This is a genomic window from Aureimonas sp. AU4 (genome assembly GCF_001463765.1).
Taxonomy (GTDB): Bacteria; Pseudomonadota; Alphaproteobacteria; order Rhizobiales; family Rhizobiaceae; genus Aureimonas.
Window position 1 is genome coordinate 1 of the sequence record NZ_BBWK01000047.1, and the last position, 14,458, is coordinate 14,458.

General features: G+C 71.5%; 17 protein-coding genes and 1 pseudogene. 16 read left to right on the forward strand and 2 right to left on the reverse strand.

Going from position 1 to position 14,458, the window contains the following annotated elements:
* From AUL35_RS22615 to AUL35_RS14100, 16 genes and pseudogenes are all read left to right on the forward strand, one after another.
* A pseudogene (locus AUL35_RS22615) lies at window positions 1-271 on the forward strand (N-acetylglucosamine kinase); the annotation flags it as partial.
* A gap of 110 nt (window positions 272-381) precedes the next feature.
* The gene (locus AUL35_RS14035) at window positions 382-1,494 is read left to right on the forward strand and encodes an S-(hydroxymethyl)glutathione dehydrogenase/class III alcohol dehydrogenase (RefSeq protein WP_062015813.1); all 1,113 of its coding nucleotides are present in this window, start codon (window positions 382-384) and stop codon (window positions 1,492-1,494) included.
* Window positions 1,491-1,940 carry a GNAT family N-acetyltransferase gene (locus AUL35_RS14040; protein WP_062015815.1) on the forward strand — a complete coding sequence of 150 codons (450 nt, stop codon included), beginning with the start codon at window positions 1,491-1,493 and terminating at the stop codon, window positions 1,938-1,940. The genes AUL35_RS14035 and AUL35_RS14040 overlap by 4 nt, the downstream gene beginning before the upstream one ends.
* A 29-nt stretch (window positions 1,941-1,969) precedes the next feature.
* Complete coding sequence (fghA, locus tag AUL35_RS14045) at window positions 1,970-2,812, forward strand: S-formylglutathione hydrolase (protein WP_062015817.1); 843 nt, start codon at window positions 1,970-1,972, stop codon at window positions 2,810-2,812.
* 27 nt (window positions 2,813-2,839) lie between these two features.
* Window positions 2,840-4,273 (forward strand): NADP-dependent phosphogluconate dehydrogenase, encoded by a 1,434-nt coding sequence (gene gndA, locus AUL35_RS14050; protein WP_062015819.1) that lies wholly within the window; start codon window positions 2,840-2,842, stop codon window positions 4,271-4,273.
* Between the two features lie 110 nt (window positions 4,274-4,383).
* A complete protein-coding gene (locus AUL35_RS14055) occupies window positions 4,384-5,694 on the forward strand; it encodes a PQQ-dependent sugar dehydrogenase (RefSeq protein WP_062015821.1) in 1,311 nt (436 codons plus the stop codon).
* A gap of 87 nt (window positions 5,695-5,781) precedes the next feature.
* Window positions 5,782-7,164 (forward strand): ethanolamine ammonia-lyase subunit EutB, encoded by a 1,383-nt coding sequence (locus tag AUL35_RS14060; protein ID WP_082666336.1) that lies wholly within the window; start codon window positions 5,782-5,784, stop codon window positions 7,162-7,164.
* On the forward strand, window positions 7,161-7,955 hold the full coding sequence (gene eutC / locus AUL35_RS14065) for an ethanolamine ammonia-lyase subunit EutC (protein ID WP_062015823.1): 795 nt from the start codon (window positions 7,161-7,163) through the stop codon (window positions 7,953-7,955). The genes AUL35_RS14060 and eutC overlap by 4 nt, the downstream gene beginning before the upstream one ends.
* A 30-nt stretch (window positions 7,956-7,985) precedes the next feature.
* Window positions 7,986-9,083 carry a spore photoproduct lyase family protein gene (locus tag AUL35_RS14070; protein ID WP_062015825.1) on the forward strand — a complete coding sequence of 366 codons (1,098 nt, stop codon included), beginning with the start codon at window positions 7,986-7,988 and terminating at the stop codon, window positions 9,081-9,083.
* A gap of 129 nt (window positions 9,084-9,212) precedes the next feature.
* Window positions 9,213-9,380, forward strand: coding sequence for a hypothetical protein (locus tag AUL35_RS22190; protein WP_156418000.1), 168 nt, complete (start codon window positions 9,213-9,215; stop codon window positions 9,378-9,380).
* A 57-nt stretch (window positions 9,381-9,437) separates the two neighbouring features.
* The gene (locus AUL35_RS14075) at window positions 9,438-10,097 is read left to right on the forward strand and encodes an SOS response-associated peptidase (protein WP_062015827.1); all 660 of its coding nucleotides are present in this window, start codon (window positions 9,438-9,440) and stop codon (window positions 10,095-10,097) included.
* A gap of 2 nt (window positions 10,098-10,099) precedes the next feature.
* A complete protein-coding gene (locus AUL35_RS14080) occupies window positions 10,100-10,609 on the forward strand; it encodes a metallophosphoesterase family protein (RefSeq protein ID WP_062015829.1) in 510 nt (169 codons plus the stop codon).
* 102 nt (window positions 10,610-10,711) lie between these two features.
* Entirely contained in the window at window positions 10,712-10,936 is a 225-nt protein-coding gene (locus AUL35_RS14085) for a hypothetical protein (protein ID WP_062015831.1), read from the forward strand.
* 66 nt (window positions 10,937-11,002) lie between these two features.
* Window positions 11,003-11,197 carry a helix-turn-helix domain-containing protein gene (locus AUL35_RS14090; protein WP_062015833.1) on the forward strand — a complete coding sequence of 65 codons (195 nt, stop codon included), beginning with the start codon at window positions 11,003-11,005 and terminating at the stop codon, window positions 11,195-11,197.
* A complete protein-coding gene (locus AUL35_RS22620) occupies window positions 11,194-11,433 on the forward strand; it encodes a hypothetical protein (protein ID WP_062015835.1) in 240 nt (79 codons plus the stop codon). The genes AUL35_RS14090 and AUL35_RS22620 overlap by 4 nt, the downstream gene beginning before the upstream one ends.
* Complete coding sequence (locus AUL35_RS14100) at window positions 11,430-12,104, forward strand: polysaccharide deacetylase family protein (RefSeq protein WP_062015837.1); 675 nt, start codon at window positions 11,430-11,432, stop codon at window positions 12,102-12,104. The genes AUL35_RS22620 and AUL35_RS14100 overlap by 4 nt, the downstream gene beginning before the upstream one ends.
* A 4-nt stretch (window positions 12,105-12,108) precedes the next feature.
* On the opposite strand, the gene AUL35_RS14105 is transcribed toward AUL35_RS14100, so the two are convergent.
* Window positions 12,109-13,245, reverse strand: coding sequence for a Xaa-Pro peptidase family protein (locus AUL35_RS14105; protein ID WP_062015839.1), 1,137 nt, complete (start codon window positions 13,243-13,245; stop codon window positions 12,109-12,111).
* A 74-nt stretch (window positions 13,246-13,319) separates the two neighbouring features.
* Entirely contained in the window at window positions 13,320-14,435 is a 1,116-nt protein-coding gene (locus tag AUL35_RS14110) for an NADH:flavin oxidoreductase (protein ID WP_062015841.1), read from the reverse strand.
* Window positions 14,436-14,458: the final 23 nt, after the last annotated feature.

Sequence of the window (14,458 nt, forward strand, 5' to 3'; positions counted from 1 at the left end):
CGCCCGCCTCTGCCCGCTCGTGCTGCACCATGCGGGCGGCGGCGACGCGCAGGCGCGCGAGCTCTGCCTCGACGCCGGCGCCGCGCTGTCGCGCCTGGCGGGGGCGCTCGCGGAGGCGGGATGCGGCCGGGTCGCGCTGGTCGGCGGCCTTGCCGCGCCGCTCCGGCCCTTCCTCGCCCCCGGGCTCGAACTCGCCGAGCCGCTCGGCGACGCGCTCGACGGCGCGCTGATCCTGGCGGGCCGTCCGGGGGAGGCGATGTCGCGTTCCTGAAGGTCCTCTGTCGCACGGGCGGTGGCGCTCGGGCGCCGGGATCGTGTAGGCAGGGCGCGGACGCGGCGCTTCGCGCCGACGCGCAACGGGTTGGAGATCGGGAGACATCCATGCAGTCACGAGCCGCCGTCGCCTGGGAAGCGGGCAAGCCGCTGACGATCGAGACCGTGGAGGTGCGCGGGCCTCAAGCCGGTGAGGTCCTGGTCGAGATCATGGCGACCGGCGTGTGCCACACCGACGCCTACACGCTGTCGGGCATGGATTCGGAGGGCAAGTTCCCGGCCATCCTCGGCCACGAGGGCGCCGGCATCGTGCGCGAGGTGGGCGCGGGCGTCACGAGCGTGACGCCGGGCGACCACGTGATCCCGCTCTACACGCCGGAATGCCGCAACTGTAAGAGCTGCCTGTCGCGCCGCACGAATCTGTGCACCGCGATCCGCTCGACGCAAGGGCAGGGCCTCATGCCCGACGGCACGAGCCGCTTCCGCTGCGACAGCGATACCGTGTTCCACTACATGGGCTGCTCGACCTTCTCGAACTTCACGGTGCTGCCCGAGATCGCGGTGGCCAAGGTCCGCGAGGACGCCCCCTTCGACAAGATCTGCTACATCGGCTGCGGCGTGACCACCGGCATCGGCGCGGTGATCTACACCGCCAAGGTCTGGCCGGGCGCCAACGTCGTCGTCTTCGGACTGGGCGGCATCGGGCTCAACGTCATCCAGGGCGCGCGGATGGTGGGTGCCGACAAGATCATCGGCGTCGACATCAATCCGTCCAAGGTCGAGATGGCGAGGAAGTTCGGCATGACCGACTTCGTCAACCCGCGCGAGGTCGGCAACGACAAGGTGGTCCAGGCGATCCTGGACCTCACCGGCGGCGGCGCGGACTTCTCGTTCGACGCCACCGGCAACACCGACGTCATGCGCCAGGCGCTGGAATGCTGCCATCGCGGCTGGGGCGAGTCGATCATCATCGGCGTGGCGGAAGCGGGCAAGGAGATCTCCACCCGGCCCTTCCAGCTCGTCACGGGTCGCGTGTGGCGCGGCACGGCGTTCGGCGGCGCGCGCGGGCGCACCGACGTGCCGAAGATCGTCGACTGGTACATGGACGGCAAGATCAACATCGACGACCTGATCACCCACACCATGCCGCTCGACGAGATCAACACCGCCTTCGACCTCATGCACGAGGGCAAGTCGATCCGCTCGGTGGTCGTGTATTGACGACGAGCCGCTGGGCGTCGTTCCCGGAGCTGACCGGCCTCGACGTCCACGACATGCTCGCGCTGCGCTGCCAGGTCTTCGTGGCGGAGCAGCGCTGCGCCTTTCGCGAAATCGACGGGCGCGACCCCGAGGCCGTCCATCTTCTCCTGCGAGGCGGGGACGGACGGCTCGAGGGAACCTTGCGCGTCTTTGCGCCGGACGGCCATGACGGGGCGGCGCGCATCGGGCGCATCGCCACCGCGCCGCATGCGCGCGGACGCGGGCTCGGGCACGCATTGATGCGCGAGGCGCTTGCCTTCTGCGCGGCGCGCTTTCCCGGCCGCCCGGTCGACCTCTCGGCGCAGGAGCATCTGGCCGCCTTCTACGGCGGCCACGGTTTTTCCGTCGTCTCGCCCTCCTATCTGGAGGACGACATCCCCCACGTGGACATGCGCCGGCCGGCCTGACGGCGGCGCGACCATTGCAAGGAGCTTGAATGCCGCTCGATACGATCTCCACGGCCAAGAGCCATGGCGGAACACAAGGGGTCTATCGCCACTACTCGCGCACCACGGACACGGCGATGACCTTCGCGGTCTTCACGCCGCCGCAGGCCGAGACGGGGCGCGTACCGGTCCTGTGGTTCCTGTCGGGCCTCACCTGCACCCACCAGAACGCGATGGACAAGGCCGAGTACCGGCGCCTGGCCGCCGAGCTCGGCCTGATGATCGTCCTGCCCGACACGAGCCCGCGCGGAGCGGGCGTTCCCGACGAGCCGGACAACTGGCAGTTCGGCTCGGGCGCGGGCTTCTATCTCGACGCCACGCAAAGCCCCTATGGCGAGAACTACCAGATGTACTCCTACGTGGCCGACGAGCTGCCGGGATACCTCGCCACGCATTTTCCCGCCGACATGAACCGGCAGGGCGTCATGGGCCATTCCATGGGCGGGGCGGGCGCCCTGTGCCTCGCGCTGCGCAATCCCGAGACGTTCCGCAGCTGCTCGGCCTTCGCGCCGATCGCGCAGCCGACCACGGCGGACTGGTCCAAGCCCGCCTTCGACAAGTATCTGGGGGCGAGCTCGCGCTCGCAGCGCCTCTACGACCCGACGCGCCTGATCGAGGACGGCAAGCGCTTCCCCGAGTTCCTCGTGGACCAGGGAACGGCGGACCCCTTCCTAGACACCGGCCTTCGGCCGCGCCTCCTGGAGGACGCGTGCCGTCATGCGGGCATTTCCTTGCGGCTCAACATGCGCGAGGGCTACGACCACTCCTACTACTTCATCTCGACCTTCATGGACGACCACCTGCGCTGGCACGCCGAGCGGCTGCAGGCTTGAAACGATAGACAGGCGGGGGACCTGAACATGAGCGAAACCGGGGCACGCGCCGATCTGGGCGTCTTGGGCATGGGCACGATGGGCGCGAACCTCGCGCTGAACTTCGCCGACAACGGCGGGTTCACGGTCGCGCTCGGCAACCGCACCGTGGAGAAGGCCTACGGGGTGCGTGACGACAACCCGGACCTCAGCCACCGCCTGGTGCCGACCGACTCGATCGAGCACTTCCTGTCGACGCTGAAGAGCCCGCGCGTCGTGGTGATCATGGTCAATGCCGGCCAGCCGGTGGACGACCAGATCGCGCTCGTGCTGCCGCACCTCACCAAGGGCGACATCCTGATCGACGCGGGCAACGCCGACTTCAACGACACGGTGCGCCGCGAGGCCGCCGTGCGCCCGACCGGCGTCCACTTCGTGGGCATGGGCGTGTCGGGCGGCGAGGAGGGGGCGCGGCACGGCCCCTCCATCATGGTGGGCGGCGACAAGGCGGTCTGGGAGCGCCTGAAGCCGCTGCTCGAGCCCATCTCCGCCAAGTACGAGGGCGCGCCTTGCGTCGACTGGCTGGGCGAGGGGGGCGCCGGCCACTTCGTGAAGACCCTGCACAACGGCATCGAATACGCCGACATGCAGATGATCGCCGAGGTCTACGGCATCCTGCGCGACGGCGTCGGCCTCAAGGCCGCCGCCATCGGCGACATCTTCACCGACTGGAACACGCGCGGCCTCTCGTCCTACCTCGTCGAGATCACCGGCGTGACCTTGCGGGAAACCGATCCCGACACCGGCAAGCCCATGGTCGACGTGATCGTGGACGAGGCGGGCCAGAAGGGTACCGGCCGCTGGTCGGTGATCGAGGCGCAGAAGCTCGGCATCGGCGCGACCACGCTCGAGGCCGCCGTGTCGGCGCGCGGCGTCTCCTCGCGCCGCCGCGAGCGGGCGGAAGCGGCGCGCGCCTTCGGCGACATCGCGCTGCCCGGCGCCCAGTTCCACGCCGACCGCGACGGCTTGGGCGAGCTCGAATCGGCGCTCGAATGCGCCAAGCTCATCGCCTATGCGCAGGGCTATGCGACGCTCGCCGAGGCGAGCCGCGAGTTCGGCTGGAACCTGCCGCTCGGCACGATCGCGCGCATCTGGCGGGCGGGCTGCATCATCCGCTCCGCCTTCCTCGACGACATCGCGCAGGCCTACGAGGCGGGCGAGGTGGTGAACCTCCTCCAGGCTCCGAGCTTCCGCACGCGGATCGAGGAAGGTCAGGCGAGCCTTCGCCGCGTGGTCGCCAAGGCCGCGCTCGCCGGCCTGCCGGTGCCCGCGCTCTCGGCGGCGCTCTCCTACTTCGACGACTACCGCCGCGCGCGCGGCACCACCAACCTGACGCAGGCCCAGCGCGACCTGTTCGGCGCCCACACGTTCCACCGGCTCGACCGCGAGGGCACGTTCCACCACCGGTGGCCGCAGGTCTGACGCGCCCGATCCGATCGCGCCGCTCTCACATCCGTGGGAGCGGCGTTGCCCGGCGACCCCGCGACCCCACCTCGGACGGCAAGACACGCTCCCGACCGAGGTCACGATCCATGCGCTCTTCCGCTTCCACGGCGCGCTTCGCGCTGCTTCTCGCCGGCACGCTTCTCGGCGGCGCGGCCTCTGCCCAAGGCACCGACAGCCAGGGCGATCGCCTGCCCCATGTCGACGGCAACGCGCCCGCCACCGGCACGCAGGGCTCCACCGGCACGCCGGTCGAGACGGAGGCGGCCAACGTGCCCGGCCAGAAGCCGGCCTTTGCGAACCAGACCCGCGCGCCGCAGCCCGCCGCGCAGCCGGAGATCGATACGGAAACGGTGGCGGACGGCCTGCCCAACGGCTGGGCCATGGAGTTCCTGCCCGACAACCGCATCCTGTTCGGTGCCAAGAGCGGGCGGATGATGATCCTGCCGGCGGTGGGCCAGGAAGGCGAGCCGATCGAGGTCTCCGGTGTGCCGGAGGTCGCCTCCGCGGGCCAAGGCGGCCTTCTCGACATCGCGCTCGGCCCGAACTTCGCCGAGGACGGGATGATCTACTACACGTTCTCCGAGCCGCGCGGCGCGGAGGGCAACGGCACCTCGCTCGGCCGCGCCAGGCTGACCGTAGCGGACGGGGGCGCCCGGCTGGAGAAGGCCGAGGTCATCTTCCAGCAGATGCCGACCTATGACGGCGACAAGCACTTCGGCTCGCGTATCGTCTTCGACCGCGACGGCATGCTGTTCCTGGGCGTCGGGGAGCGTTCCGACACGCCGATCCGCGACCAGGCGCAGGATCTCGGCTCCGGCCTCGGCAAGGTCTTCCGCCTCAACGCCGACGGCTCGGTGCCGAAGGACAACCCCTTCGTCGGCCGCGAGGGCGCGCAAGGGGCGATCTGGAGCTACGGCCACCGCAACATCCAGTCCGCGACCCTCGGGCCGGACGGGCGCGTCTGGACGATCGAGCACGGCGCGCGCGGCGGCGACGAGCTGAACCGGCCCGAGGCCGGCAAGAACTACGGCTGGCCGGTCATCACCTACGGCGAGGACTACAGCGGCAAGCCGATCGGCGAGGGGATCACCACGCAGGACGGCATGGAGCAGCCGGTCTACTACTGGGACCCGGTGATCGGTCCCTCCGGCATGGCCGTCTATGCGGGTGACGAGTTCCCGGAATGGCGCAACGCGATCCTCGCCGGCGGTCTCGTCACGCAGGGGCTCGTGGTGCTGCGCATGAACGAGGAGGGGCGCGTGGCGAGCGAGGAGCGCGTGCCGCTGGACGCGCGCATCCGCGACGTGAAGATCGGGCCCGACGGCGCGGTCTATGCCATGACCGAGGTGCGCAACGGCGGCGGCTCGAAGATCCTGCGCCTCACCAAGGCGGACTGACGGCGATTTGACCCGCGCCGCGCGCTGCCTCTCTATGAGGCGAGGCGGCGCGCGACCCACGCGCCGCGCCGACCCGGAGGCCGTGCGGTGGACGTCGAGACGCTGAAGACCCTTCTGGCTCATGCCACGCCCGCGCGCTCGGGCGACGCGCTGGCCGGCGTGATCGCGCCGGACGCGGCCAGCCGCGTCGCGGCGCAGCGCCGCCTCGCCGACACGGGGCTCGCCGAGATCCTCGAGACGCCGCTGATCGACCCGGAGCGCGACGAGGTGTCGGCGCTGATCCTCGCGCAGCACGATGCCGAGGCCTTTGCGCCGATCCGCTCCTGGTCGGTCGGGACCTTGCGCGATTGGCTGATCTCGGACGCGGCGGACCCGAAGGCCATCGCGGCGCTCGAATGGGCGCTGACGCCGGAAATAGTGGCGGCGGTCGCCAAGATCTCGCGCAATCAGGACCTCATCGCGGTGGCCGCCAAGCGCCCCGTGGTCTCGCGCTTTCGCACGACCGTCGGCCTGCCCGGCCGCCTCTCCGTGCGCATCCAGCCCAACCACCCGACCGACGACGCGCGCGGGGTGGCCGCCTCGATCCTCGACGGGCTTCTGTTCGGCTGCGGCGACGCGGTGATCGGCATCAACCCGGCGACCGACAGCCCGGAGGCCATGGTGCGCCTCCTGCGCCTGATCGACGACCTGCGCACCGGGCTCGACGCGCCGGTCCAGTCCTGCGTCCTCGCCCACGTCACCACCGCGATCGAGGTGATGGAGCGCGGCGCGCCGGTCGATCTGGTGTTCCAGTCGATCGCGGGCACGCAAGGGGCGAACCGCTCCTTCGGCATCGATCTGGCCCTGCTTCGCGAGGCCCACGAGGCGGCGCTCTCGCTCCAGCGCGGTACGGTCGGGCAGGACTGCATGTATTTCGAGACCGGCCAGGGCTCGGCGCTGTCCGCCAACGCCCATCACGGCATCGACCAGCAGACGCTGGAGGCGCGGGCCTACGCGGTGGCGCGCGAGTTCCGGCCCCTTCTCGTCAACACGGTGGTCGGCTTCATCGGCCCCGAATACCTCTACGACGGGCGCGAGATCACGCGCGCGGGGCTGGAGGACCATTTCTGCGGCAAGCTCCTCGGCCTGCCGATGGGGGTGGACGTCTGCTACACCAACCATGCCGAGGCCGACCAGAACGACATGGACAACCTGCTCACGCTCCTGGGCGTGGCGGGCGTCAACTTCGTGATGGGCGTGCCGGGCTCCGACGACGTGATGCTGAACTACCAGTCGACCTCGTTCCACGACGCGGCCTACGTCCGGCGCGTTCTCGCCAAGCGCGCGTCGCCCGAGTTCGAGGCGTGGGCGCGAGGGATGGGCCTCTTCGACGCGCACGGCTTTCTCGTGCCCGAGGACGGCGCGGCGCTTCCCGGCGACGCCCGCGTCACGCGCCTCTTGCGCGCCGCGCGGCTGGAGATCGCGGCATGAGCAGCGGGGAGGAGACGCATCCGCTCGCTCCCTTGCGCGCGCTGACGCAGGCGCGCATCGCGCTGGGGCGCCGGGGCGGCGGCCTGCCGACCCGCGCCCACCTCGATTTCGCGGCAGACCACGCGCGGGCGCGCGACGCGGTTCACGCGCCCTTCGATCGGGATGCCGTCCGGCGCGACTTGGAGGCGCGGGGTCTGCGTACCGTGGAGGCCGCGAGCCGGGCGGAAAGCCGCGAGGTCTATCTGCGCCGGCCCGATCTCGGGCGCAGCCTGGACGAGGCGTCGCGCGCGGCTCTGGAGGGCCTGCGCGAGCGGGAGGGCTTCGATCTCGCCATCGTGGTGGCCGGTGGCCTCTCGGCGCTCGCCGCCGAACGGCACGGGGCGACGGTCGCGGCCGGCATCGCGCAAGCCGTCCCGCGCCGCTGGCGCCTTGCACCCGTCGTGGTGGCGCGCGAGGCGCGCGTGGCGCTGGGCGACGCCGTCGGCGAGGCGCTCGGCGCTCGGCTCGCGGTGGTTCTGATCGGCGAGCGGCCGGGCCTGTCGGCTGCCGACAGCCTCGGCGCCTACCTGACCCACGGCCCTCGCGTGGGCCTCACCGACGAGAGCCGCAACTGCATCTCGAACATCCGCGCGGGTGGCCTGCCGCCTGCGGAGGCCGGCGCGCGCATCGCCGCGCTCCTGCGCCGGGCCGACGTGCTCGGCGCCACCGGCGTCACGCTCAAGGACGACGAGGCGATCCTCGAACACGACGCGGCACCCGCCGTCGCGGCGGACGCCTCGTCGCAGGGCTGAACCATCCGGGGGGCGGGACATTCCCCGCCCATGCTGCACGATCCCCAACCCCGCGAGGCGCTGCGCCCGCGCCTCGTCCGCCCGCGCCGCGTGCTTCTCACCCGCTCCGCCGCCCTGTTCGAACACGGCGAGGCGATGGTGCGCCGCGCCGAGGCGATGGGGATCGAGGTGGAGCGCTTGAAGGGCGACCGGCTGCCGCCGCTCCACGCCGACCCGGCGGATGCGCGGGCGAGCTACCGCGAGGCGAAGGGGACGCTCGCCATCGTGGTCGCGCCGCCCTCGAAGCTGCGCTTCCAGCCGATCTCGCCGAGCGCCGACTGGCGCGTGGATCTGGCGGAGGGCTGTCCCGCCCACTGCGCCTATTGCTACCTTGCCGGCTCGCTGAAGGGCCCGCCCATCACCCGCGCCTATGCCAACCTCGACGAGATCGAGGCGGCGCTGCCGGCCTATCTCGGGCGGGGAGAGGTCACGTCGCGTTCCATGCATCGCGCGCTTGAGGGCACGACCTTCGAGGCCTCCTGCTACACCGACCCGCTCGGCATCGAGCCCCTGACCGGATCGTTGGAGCGCCTCATCGGCGTCTTCGGGCGCTGGGAAGCGCCGGTGCAGCTGCGCTTCACCACGAAATACGCCGATGTCGAGCCGCTGCTCGGCTTGGCGCACAACGGGCGCACGCGCATGCGCGCCTCGGTCAACCCTCGCGCCTACGCGCCGTTCGAGGCCGGCACGAGCCCCGTCGCCGAGCGGCTTCAGGCGCTGCGGCGCATGGCGGAAGCCGGCTATCCCGTCGGCCTCACGATCGCCCCGATCATCGCGGCCGAGGGCTGGCGGGAGGCGTATGGCGAGCTGATCGCGCAGGCGCGCGACGCCCTGGAGGGCGTGCCCGGCCTCGATCTGACCGTGGAGCTCATCACCCATCGCTTCACGCCGGGATCGCGTGAGGTCCTGCGCTCCTGGTATCCCGGCTCGAAGCTGGAGATGGATCCCGAGCGGCGCGCCGAGAAGCGCACGAAGTTCGGCTCGGTGAAGCATGTCTACGACCGCGACACGATGCGGGAGCTGCGCGGCTTCTTCGAGGGGGAGATCGCCGCCGCGCTGCCCGGGGCGCGCATCCTCTACTGGACGTGACGAACCCGTGTCGCCAACCCGCAGACGGCCACCGATAAAGGCCGGTTTGCCGCAGCCCCGGATTGAAACCTTCCACAGGGCCTCGATCGTTAATCCGACGTAACCTGTTCATCGGGAAGGGACATCCTCATGACGACCCACGACAATCACCCGTCCTCGGACGAGCGCGACGTGTCGCGCTGGGAAGAGGATTCGGAAGAGATCCTCGGATCGCACCGCCTGCCGATCCGCCGCCCGCCGGGCGAGCGGGTCATCATTCCCCGCGCCCGCGCCGACGCCTCCTCCCACGTCGCCTGAGAGCGGAGCGACCGAGGGCGCCTTGCCAAACGGGCGGGGCGCCCTCGATGGATCGCCATGTGCAACCTCTACGCCCTTGTCTCGCCGCAGGAGGCGATCCTGCGCCTCGCTCGCGCCGCGATCGACCGCACCGGCAACCTCCCCGCCCAGCCCGCCATCTTCCCCGACGCGAGCGCGCCGATCCTGCGCGAGGGGCTCGACGGCCGGGAACTCGCGCTCGCCCGCTGGGGTATGCCCTCGCCGAGCTTCGCTCTGAAGGGCCGCACGACCGATCCCGGCGTGACCAACATCCGCAACACCGCCTCGCCCCACTGGCGCCGCTGGCTGGGTCCCGCGCACCGCTGCCTCGTGCCCTTCAACAGCTTCTCGGAATACGACACGGTGGACGGGCACAAGGTGCCGGTCTGGTTCGCCCGAGACGAGTCACGCCCGCTCATGGCCTTTGCGGGCCTGTGGACGCGATGGCGCTCGGTGCGTCGCAAGGCGGAAGGCGAGGTCGAGGTCGACGCCTTCGGCTTCCTGACGACGGACGCGAACGCGGTGGTCGGCGTCGTCCACCCCAAGGCGATGCCCGTGATCCTCACCGGGCTGGACGAGTTCGACCTCTGGCTCGGGAGCGACTGGCGCGAGGCCGCCCGGCTCCAGCGCCCTCTGCCCGACGAGGCCTTGCGCGAGGTCGCCCGCGGCGCGCGCGAGGACGCGCCCGAGCCCGTCTAGCCGTGGCGATCTTCTTCACCGCCGACACCCATTTCAACGATCCGCGCATTCTGCGCCTCGACCGGCGGCCCTTTGCCGATCTCGCCGCGCATGACGCGGCGCTGGTCGCGAGCTGGAACGCGGCCGTGGGCACGGACGACGAGGTCTACCATCTCGGCGACTTCGCGCGCGGCGACGCGGCCTCGAAGGGCACGCTTCTCGACCGGCTCAACGGGCGCAAGCATCTGGTCCCCGGCAACAACGACGACGACGCGACGGCGGCGCTCGCCGGCTGGGCGAGTGTCGCGCCCTATCGCGAGATCGAGTGGGAAGGGCGGCGCGTCACGCTCTGCCACTACGCGCTGCGCACCTGGCGCGACATGGGTCGGGGCGCGATCGACCTGCACGGTCACTCGCACGGACGGCTGAAGCCGATGACGCGCCAGTTCGACGTCGGCGTCGACGCCTTTCCCTTCCGACCCGTGACGCTCGGTGAGATTCTCGTCTCGCGCCGCCGCGCCCCTCCCGTGTGACCTTCGGTCCGTGCGGCGGCGAACCGCATTGCCCGGCTGCCCGCCGGGACGCTAGGGGAGCGCCTTTCGCAGCAACACCGGACGACGAGGGGCATCGGGGCGATGGGCGGACACGCGTGGCGGCAGGAGCGGTTCCGGGGAGCCGGGCTCGACGAACTCACCGAGACCCATGTGGTGACGGTCCTGGTGCTCACCGACCGTTTCAACGACGGCGCGGAGCTGCGCGACGCCTTCTTCGCCGTGTTCCCGCAGGCCGACGAGGACGCCTTCCTGAACGCCTGCTATGTCGCGCTTCAGGTGCTCTCGCCCGAGCAGAGCCTCGCCTGAGGGGTTGAGCCGAACGGCGCGAGGCGCCACATCGGCTTCTCGACCATTCAGCGGAGACGCGACGCCTTGAGCCTGCCCGAAAACCTGCGCCGCCTGCGCATGACCGACGGCCATTCCGTCGAGGAGGTCGCGCGCGGCGCCGGCGTGCCGCCCGCGCTGATCCAGGCCGTGGAGAACGGGCGGCGCGAGGATGTGCCGCCGCGCGTCGTGCGGGCGCTCGCGCGCCACTTCCGCATCACCGAGGCGGAGCTTCTGGCGTGAGCGCGCCGGACGAGAGCTGGGACGCCGACTGGCGAGCCGCGCGGGCGCGGACCTATGCCGAGGAGGGGATCCCGATGATCCTCGCGCTGGAAGCGCCGGGCGCGCCGGAGCCGGGCCTCGCCGAGACGCTTCGCCGGGCCGCCGCCGCGCCCGAGGCGCAAGGGGCGCGTGCGGCGGCCGTCCTGGAGGTGATGGCGCTGCGCGAGATGCGGCGCCTCGACGAGCCGGGGACGTGAGCGAGGTCGATCGGGCGGCGGCGAGCCTTGCCCGCCACCCGGCGATCCGCGCCGTGAACTTCCACCACACGCCGCACCGGCGCGCGGACGACCTGGAGCGGCAGCTGGAACGCCTCGCGCGGCACTTCGCCGTTCTGGACGAGGCGGGGCTGGAACGTTTGATGACGGGCGAGACCGGGCCGGCCGCCAGGCCGCCGCTCGTGATCGCGTTCTACAACGGGCTGCGCGACAATCTCGACGTCGCCGTGCCGATCCTCGACCGCCTTGGCCTCAAGGCCTGGTTCTTCGTGCCGACCGGCTTCGTGCTGGAGCCCGCTGAAATGCAGGTGTCTTTTGCCGGGCGCAACGCGATCGGGCTGATCGAGGGGGACTACCCGGACGGCCGCCACGCGCTGTCGCCCGCCGAGATGCGGGCGCTCGCCGCCTCGGGCCATGCGATCGCCGCCCACACGCGCACCCATGCGAAGGCTTCGGGGACCGACGAGGCCGCGCTCGGCCCCGAGATCGTCGGCGCCCAGGACGACATGCGCGCGATCCTCGGACGGCCCGTCGCGGGCTTCGCCTTCCAGTCGGGCGCCCCGCTCGGCGACAATCCGGTCGCCGACGCGCTTCTTGCGCGCGCCGGCTACCGCTTCCTGTTCTCGAACCTTGCGATCCAGCGGGTCGGGTGACGCCTCAGACCCCGGTCGGCTCACGCGCCGGCTCGGTGAACCAGCGGGGACCCTCGGCCGTCATGTAGACGTGGTCTTCCAGGCGCACGCCGAAGCGCTCGGGCACCACGATCATCGGCTCCACAGAGAAGACGTGGCCCGCCTGGAGCGGCTGGCGGTTGCCGCGCACGATGAAGGGCGGCTCGTGGATGGCAAGGCCGAGGCCGTGGCCGGCGCGATGGGCCAGGCCCGGCAGCCGGTAGTCGGGGCCGAGCCCGTGGCCGACGAGCACGGCCCGCGCCGCCGCATCCAGCGCCTCGCACGGGGCGCCGATGCGCGCCGCCTCGAAGACGGCATCCTGCGCCTCCCGCTCCATGCGCCAGATGCGCTCGACCTCCGCGTTCGGCGCGTCCAGCGTGTAGGTGCGCGTGAGATCGGAATGGTAGCCGTCGAGCTGGCAGCCCGTGTCCACCAGGATCACCTCGTCGCCCCGCAGCGTCTGGTCGCCGTCGGCGCCGTGCGGCAGGGCGGTCGCCGCGCCGAAGGACACGATCGCGAACGTCGAGCCGCCGTCGCTGCCGAGCCGGCGATGCTCCTCGTCGATGAGGCGCGCCATCTCGCTCGCCCGCACGCCGGGGCGCATGTGCGCGCGCGCGGTGCGGTGGACCCCGAGCGTCAGCTGCATGGCGTGGCGGATCAGCGCGATCTCCGCGTGCGACTTCACCGCGCGCAGGGCGTCGATCACCGGGGTGCCGTCGCCGAGGCGATCGGGCCCGAGCACGCTCGCCAGCGCATGGTACTGCGAAAGCGGCAGCGCGCCGTCGAGAAGGAGGCGGCCCTTGGGCCCGAGAAGGTCCGCGACGAGCCTTGCCGGCGCTTCCTCCTCCTGCCAGAGCGCCATCTCGCCGGGCAGGTGCGGCAGCGACTCGACGCGCGAGCCCTCGAAGCCGGGCACGATGTAGACGAGGCGGTCGGGGGTGACGAGCGCGCCGCAGAGGCGCTCGCTCGCGTGCCAGACGAGGCCGGTAAAGTAGCGCAGGCTCTCGGTCGAACCCAGAAGCAGCCCCGCCGCGCCCTCGCGCTCCAGCGCCTCGCGCAGGCGGGCGAGGCGCTCCATGCGCTCGTCGTCGCCGATCGGGGCAACGGGGTGGGTCCAGGTCATGGGCGGCGTCCTTTGCGCTCGGGGCGCGGCAGCTATAGAGCCAAGCCGCGCCTCGGTCCAAGGCGCTGCGAGCGTCAGGCGAGTTCGCGCAGATGCGCGGCGTCGAACCCCTTGAGTTCGCCGATGTCGCCGGCGCGGACCTTTTCCACCCATTGCGGATCGCTGATCAGGGCACGGCCCACCGCAATGAGGTCGAACTCGTCGCGCTCCATGCGCTCGACGAGGCCTTCCAGCCCCATCGTGCCCGAGCTCTCGCCGCCGAAGGCCGCCATGAAGTCGCCCGTCAGGCCGACCGAGCCGACGCTGATCGTGGTGGCGCCCGTCAGCTTCTTGGCCCAGCCCGCGAAGTTCAGCCCGGTCTCGCCGTCGATCTCGGGGAACTCCGCGGTCCAGAAGCGGCGCTGCGAGCAATGGAGGATGTCGACGCCCGCCTCGACGAGGGGCACGAGCCAGTCACCCATCTCCGCCGGCGTTGCGGCGAGGCGGGCGGCGTAGTCCTGCTGCTTCCATTGGCTGAGGCGCAGGATGATGGGATAGCCCGGACCGACCGCCTCGCGGATCGCGCGCACCACCTCGGCCGCGAAGCGGGAGCGCTCGCGGATCGTCGGTCCGTTCCAGCGGTCGGTCCGCTGGTTGGTGCCTGGCCAGAAGAACTCGTCCACGAGATAGCCGTGCGCGCCGTGGATCTCGACCGTGTCGAAGCCGAGACGCCGGGCGTCCGCGGCGGCCTTCGCGAAGGCCGCGACCGTATCTGCGATCGCCTCCTCGCTCATCGCTTGCCCGCGCGGCTTGTCCGGCGCGAGGAGGCCCGACGGGCTCTCCACCGGCGCGTCGGGCTCCCATCCGCTCGGGCCGACCGTCGAGCCGGTATGCCAGAGCTGCGGACCCATGCGCCCGCCCGCCGCATGCACGGTCTCGATGACGCCGCGCCAGCCTTCAAGAGCGGCCTCGCCGTGGAAGAAGGGGATGCCGGGATGGTTGCGCGAGGCCGGCCGGTCCACCACCGTGCCTTCCGACAGGATCAGGCCGACGCCCCCTTCGGCCCGGCGGCGGTAGTAGGCGGCATTCTCGGGCCCGGGTATGCCGTTCGGCGCGAAGGTGCGCGTCATGGGCGCCATGACGATGCGGTTGGCGAGCTGCATCGACCCGATCTGGAGCGGTCGGAACAGGATGTCGGTGGAAGCGGTCATGGGAGAAGGTCTCCGCTGGAAAT

Excerpts from the sequence above, each read along its gene's own strand:
- AUL35_RS14035 (WP_062015813.1), top strand. The coding sequence starts at position 382 with ATGCAGTCACGAGCCGCCGTCGCCTGGGAAGCGGGCAAGCCGCTGACG.
- fghA (WP_062015817.1), top strand. The coding sequence starts at position 1,970 with ATGCCGCTCGATACGATCTCCACGGCCAAGAGCCATGGCGGAACACAA.
- gndA (WP_062015819.1), top strand. The coding sequence starts at position 2,840 with ATGAGCGAAACCGGGGCACGCGCCGATCTGGGCGTCTTGGGCATGGGC.
- AUL35_RS14055 (WP_062015821.1), top strand. The coding sequence starts at position 4,384 with ATGCGCTCTTCCGCTTCCACGGCGCGCTTCGCGCTGCTTCTCGCCGGC.
- eutC (WP_062015823.1), top strand. The coding sequence starts at position 7,161 with ATGAGCAGCGGGGAGGAGACGCATCCGCTCGCTCCCTTGCGCGCGCTG.
- AUL35_RS14070 (WP_062015825.1), top strand. The coding sequence starts at position 7,986 with ATGCTGCACGATCCCCAACCCCGCGAGGCGCTGCGCCCGCGCCTCGTC.
- AUL35_RS22190 (WP_156418000.1), top strand. The coding sequence starts at position 9,213 with ATGACGACCCACGACAATCACCCGTCCTCGGACGAGCGCGACGTGTCG.
- AUL35_RS14075 (WP_062015827.1), top strand. The coding sequence starts at position 9,438 with ATGTGCAACCTCTACGCCCTTGTCTCGCCGCAGGAGGCGATCCTGCGC.
- AUL35_RS14085 (WP_062015831.1), top strand. The coding sequence starts at position 10,712 with ATGGGCGGACACGCGTGGCGGCAGGAGCGGTTCCGGGGAGCCGGGCTC.
- AUL35_RS14105 (WP_062015839.1), bottom strand. The coding sequence starts at position 13,245 with ATGACCTGGACCCACCCCGTTGCCCCGATCGGCGACGACGAGCGCATG.
- AUL35_RS14110 (WP_062015841.1), bottom strand. The coding sequence starts at position 14,435 with ATGACCGCTTCCACCGACATCCTGTTCCGACCGCTCCAGATCGGGTCG.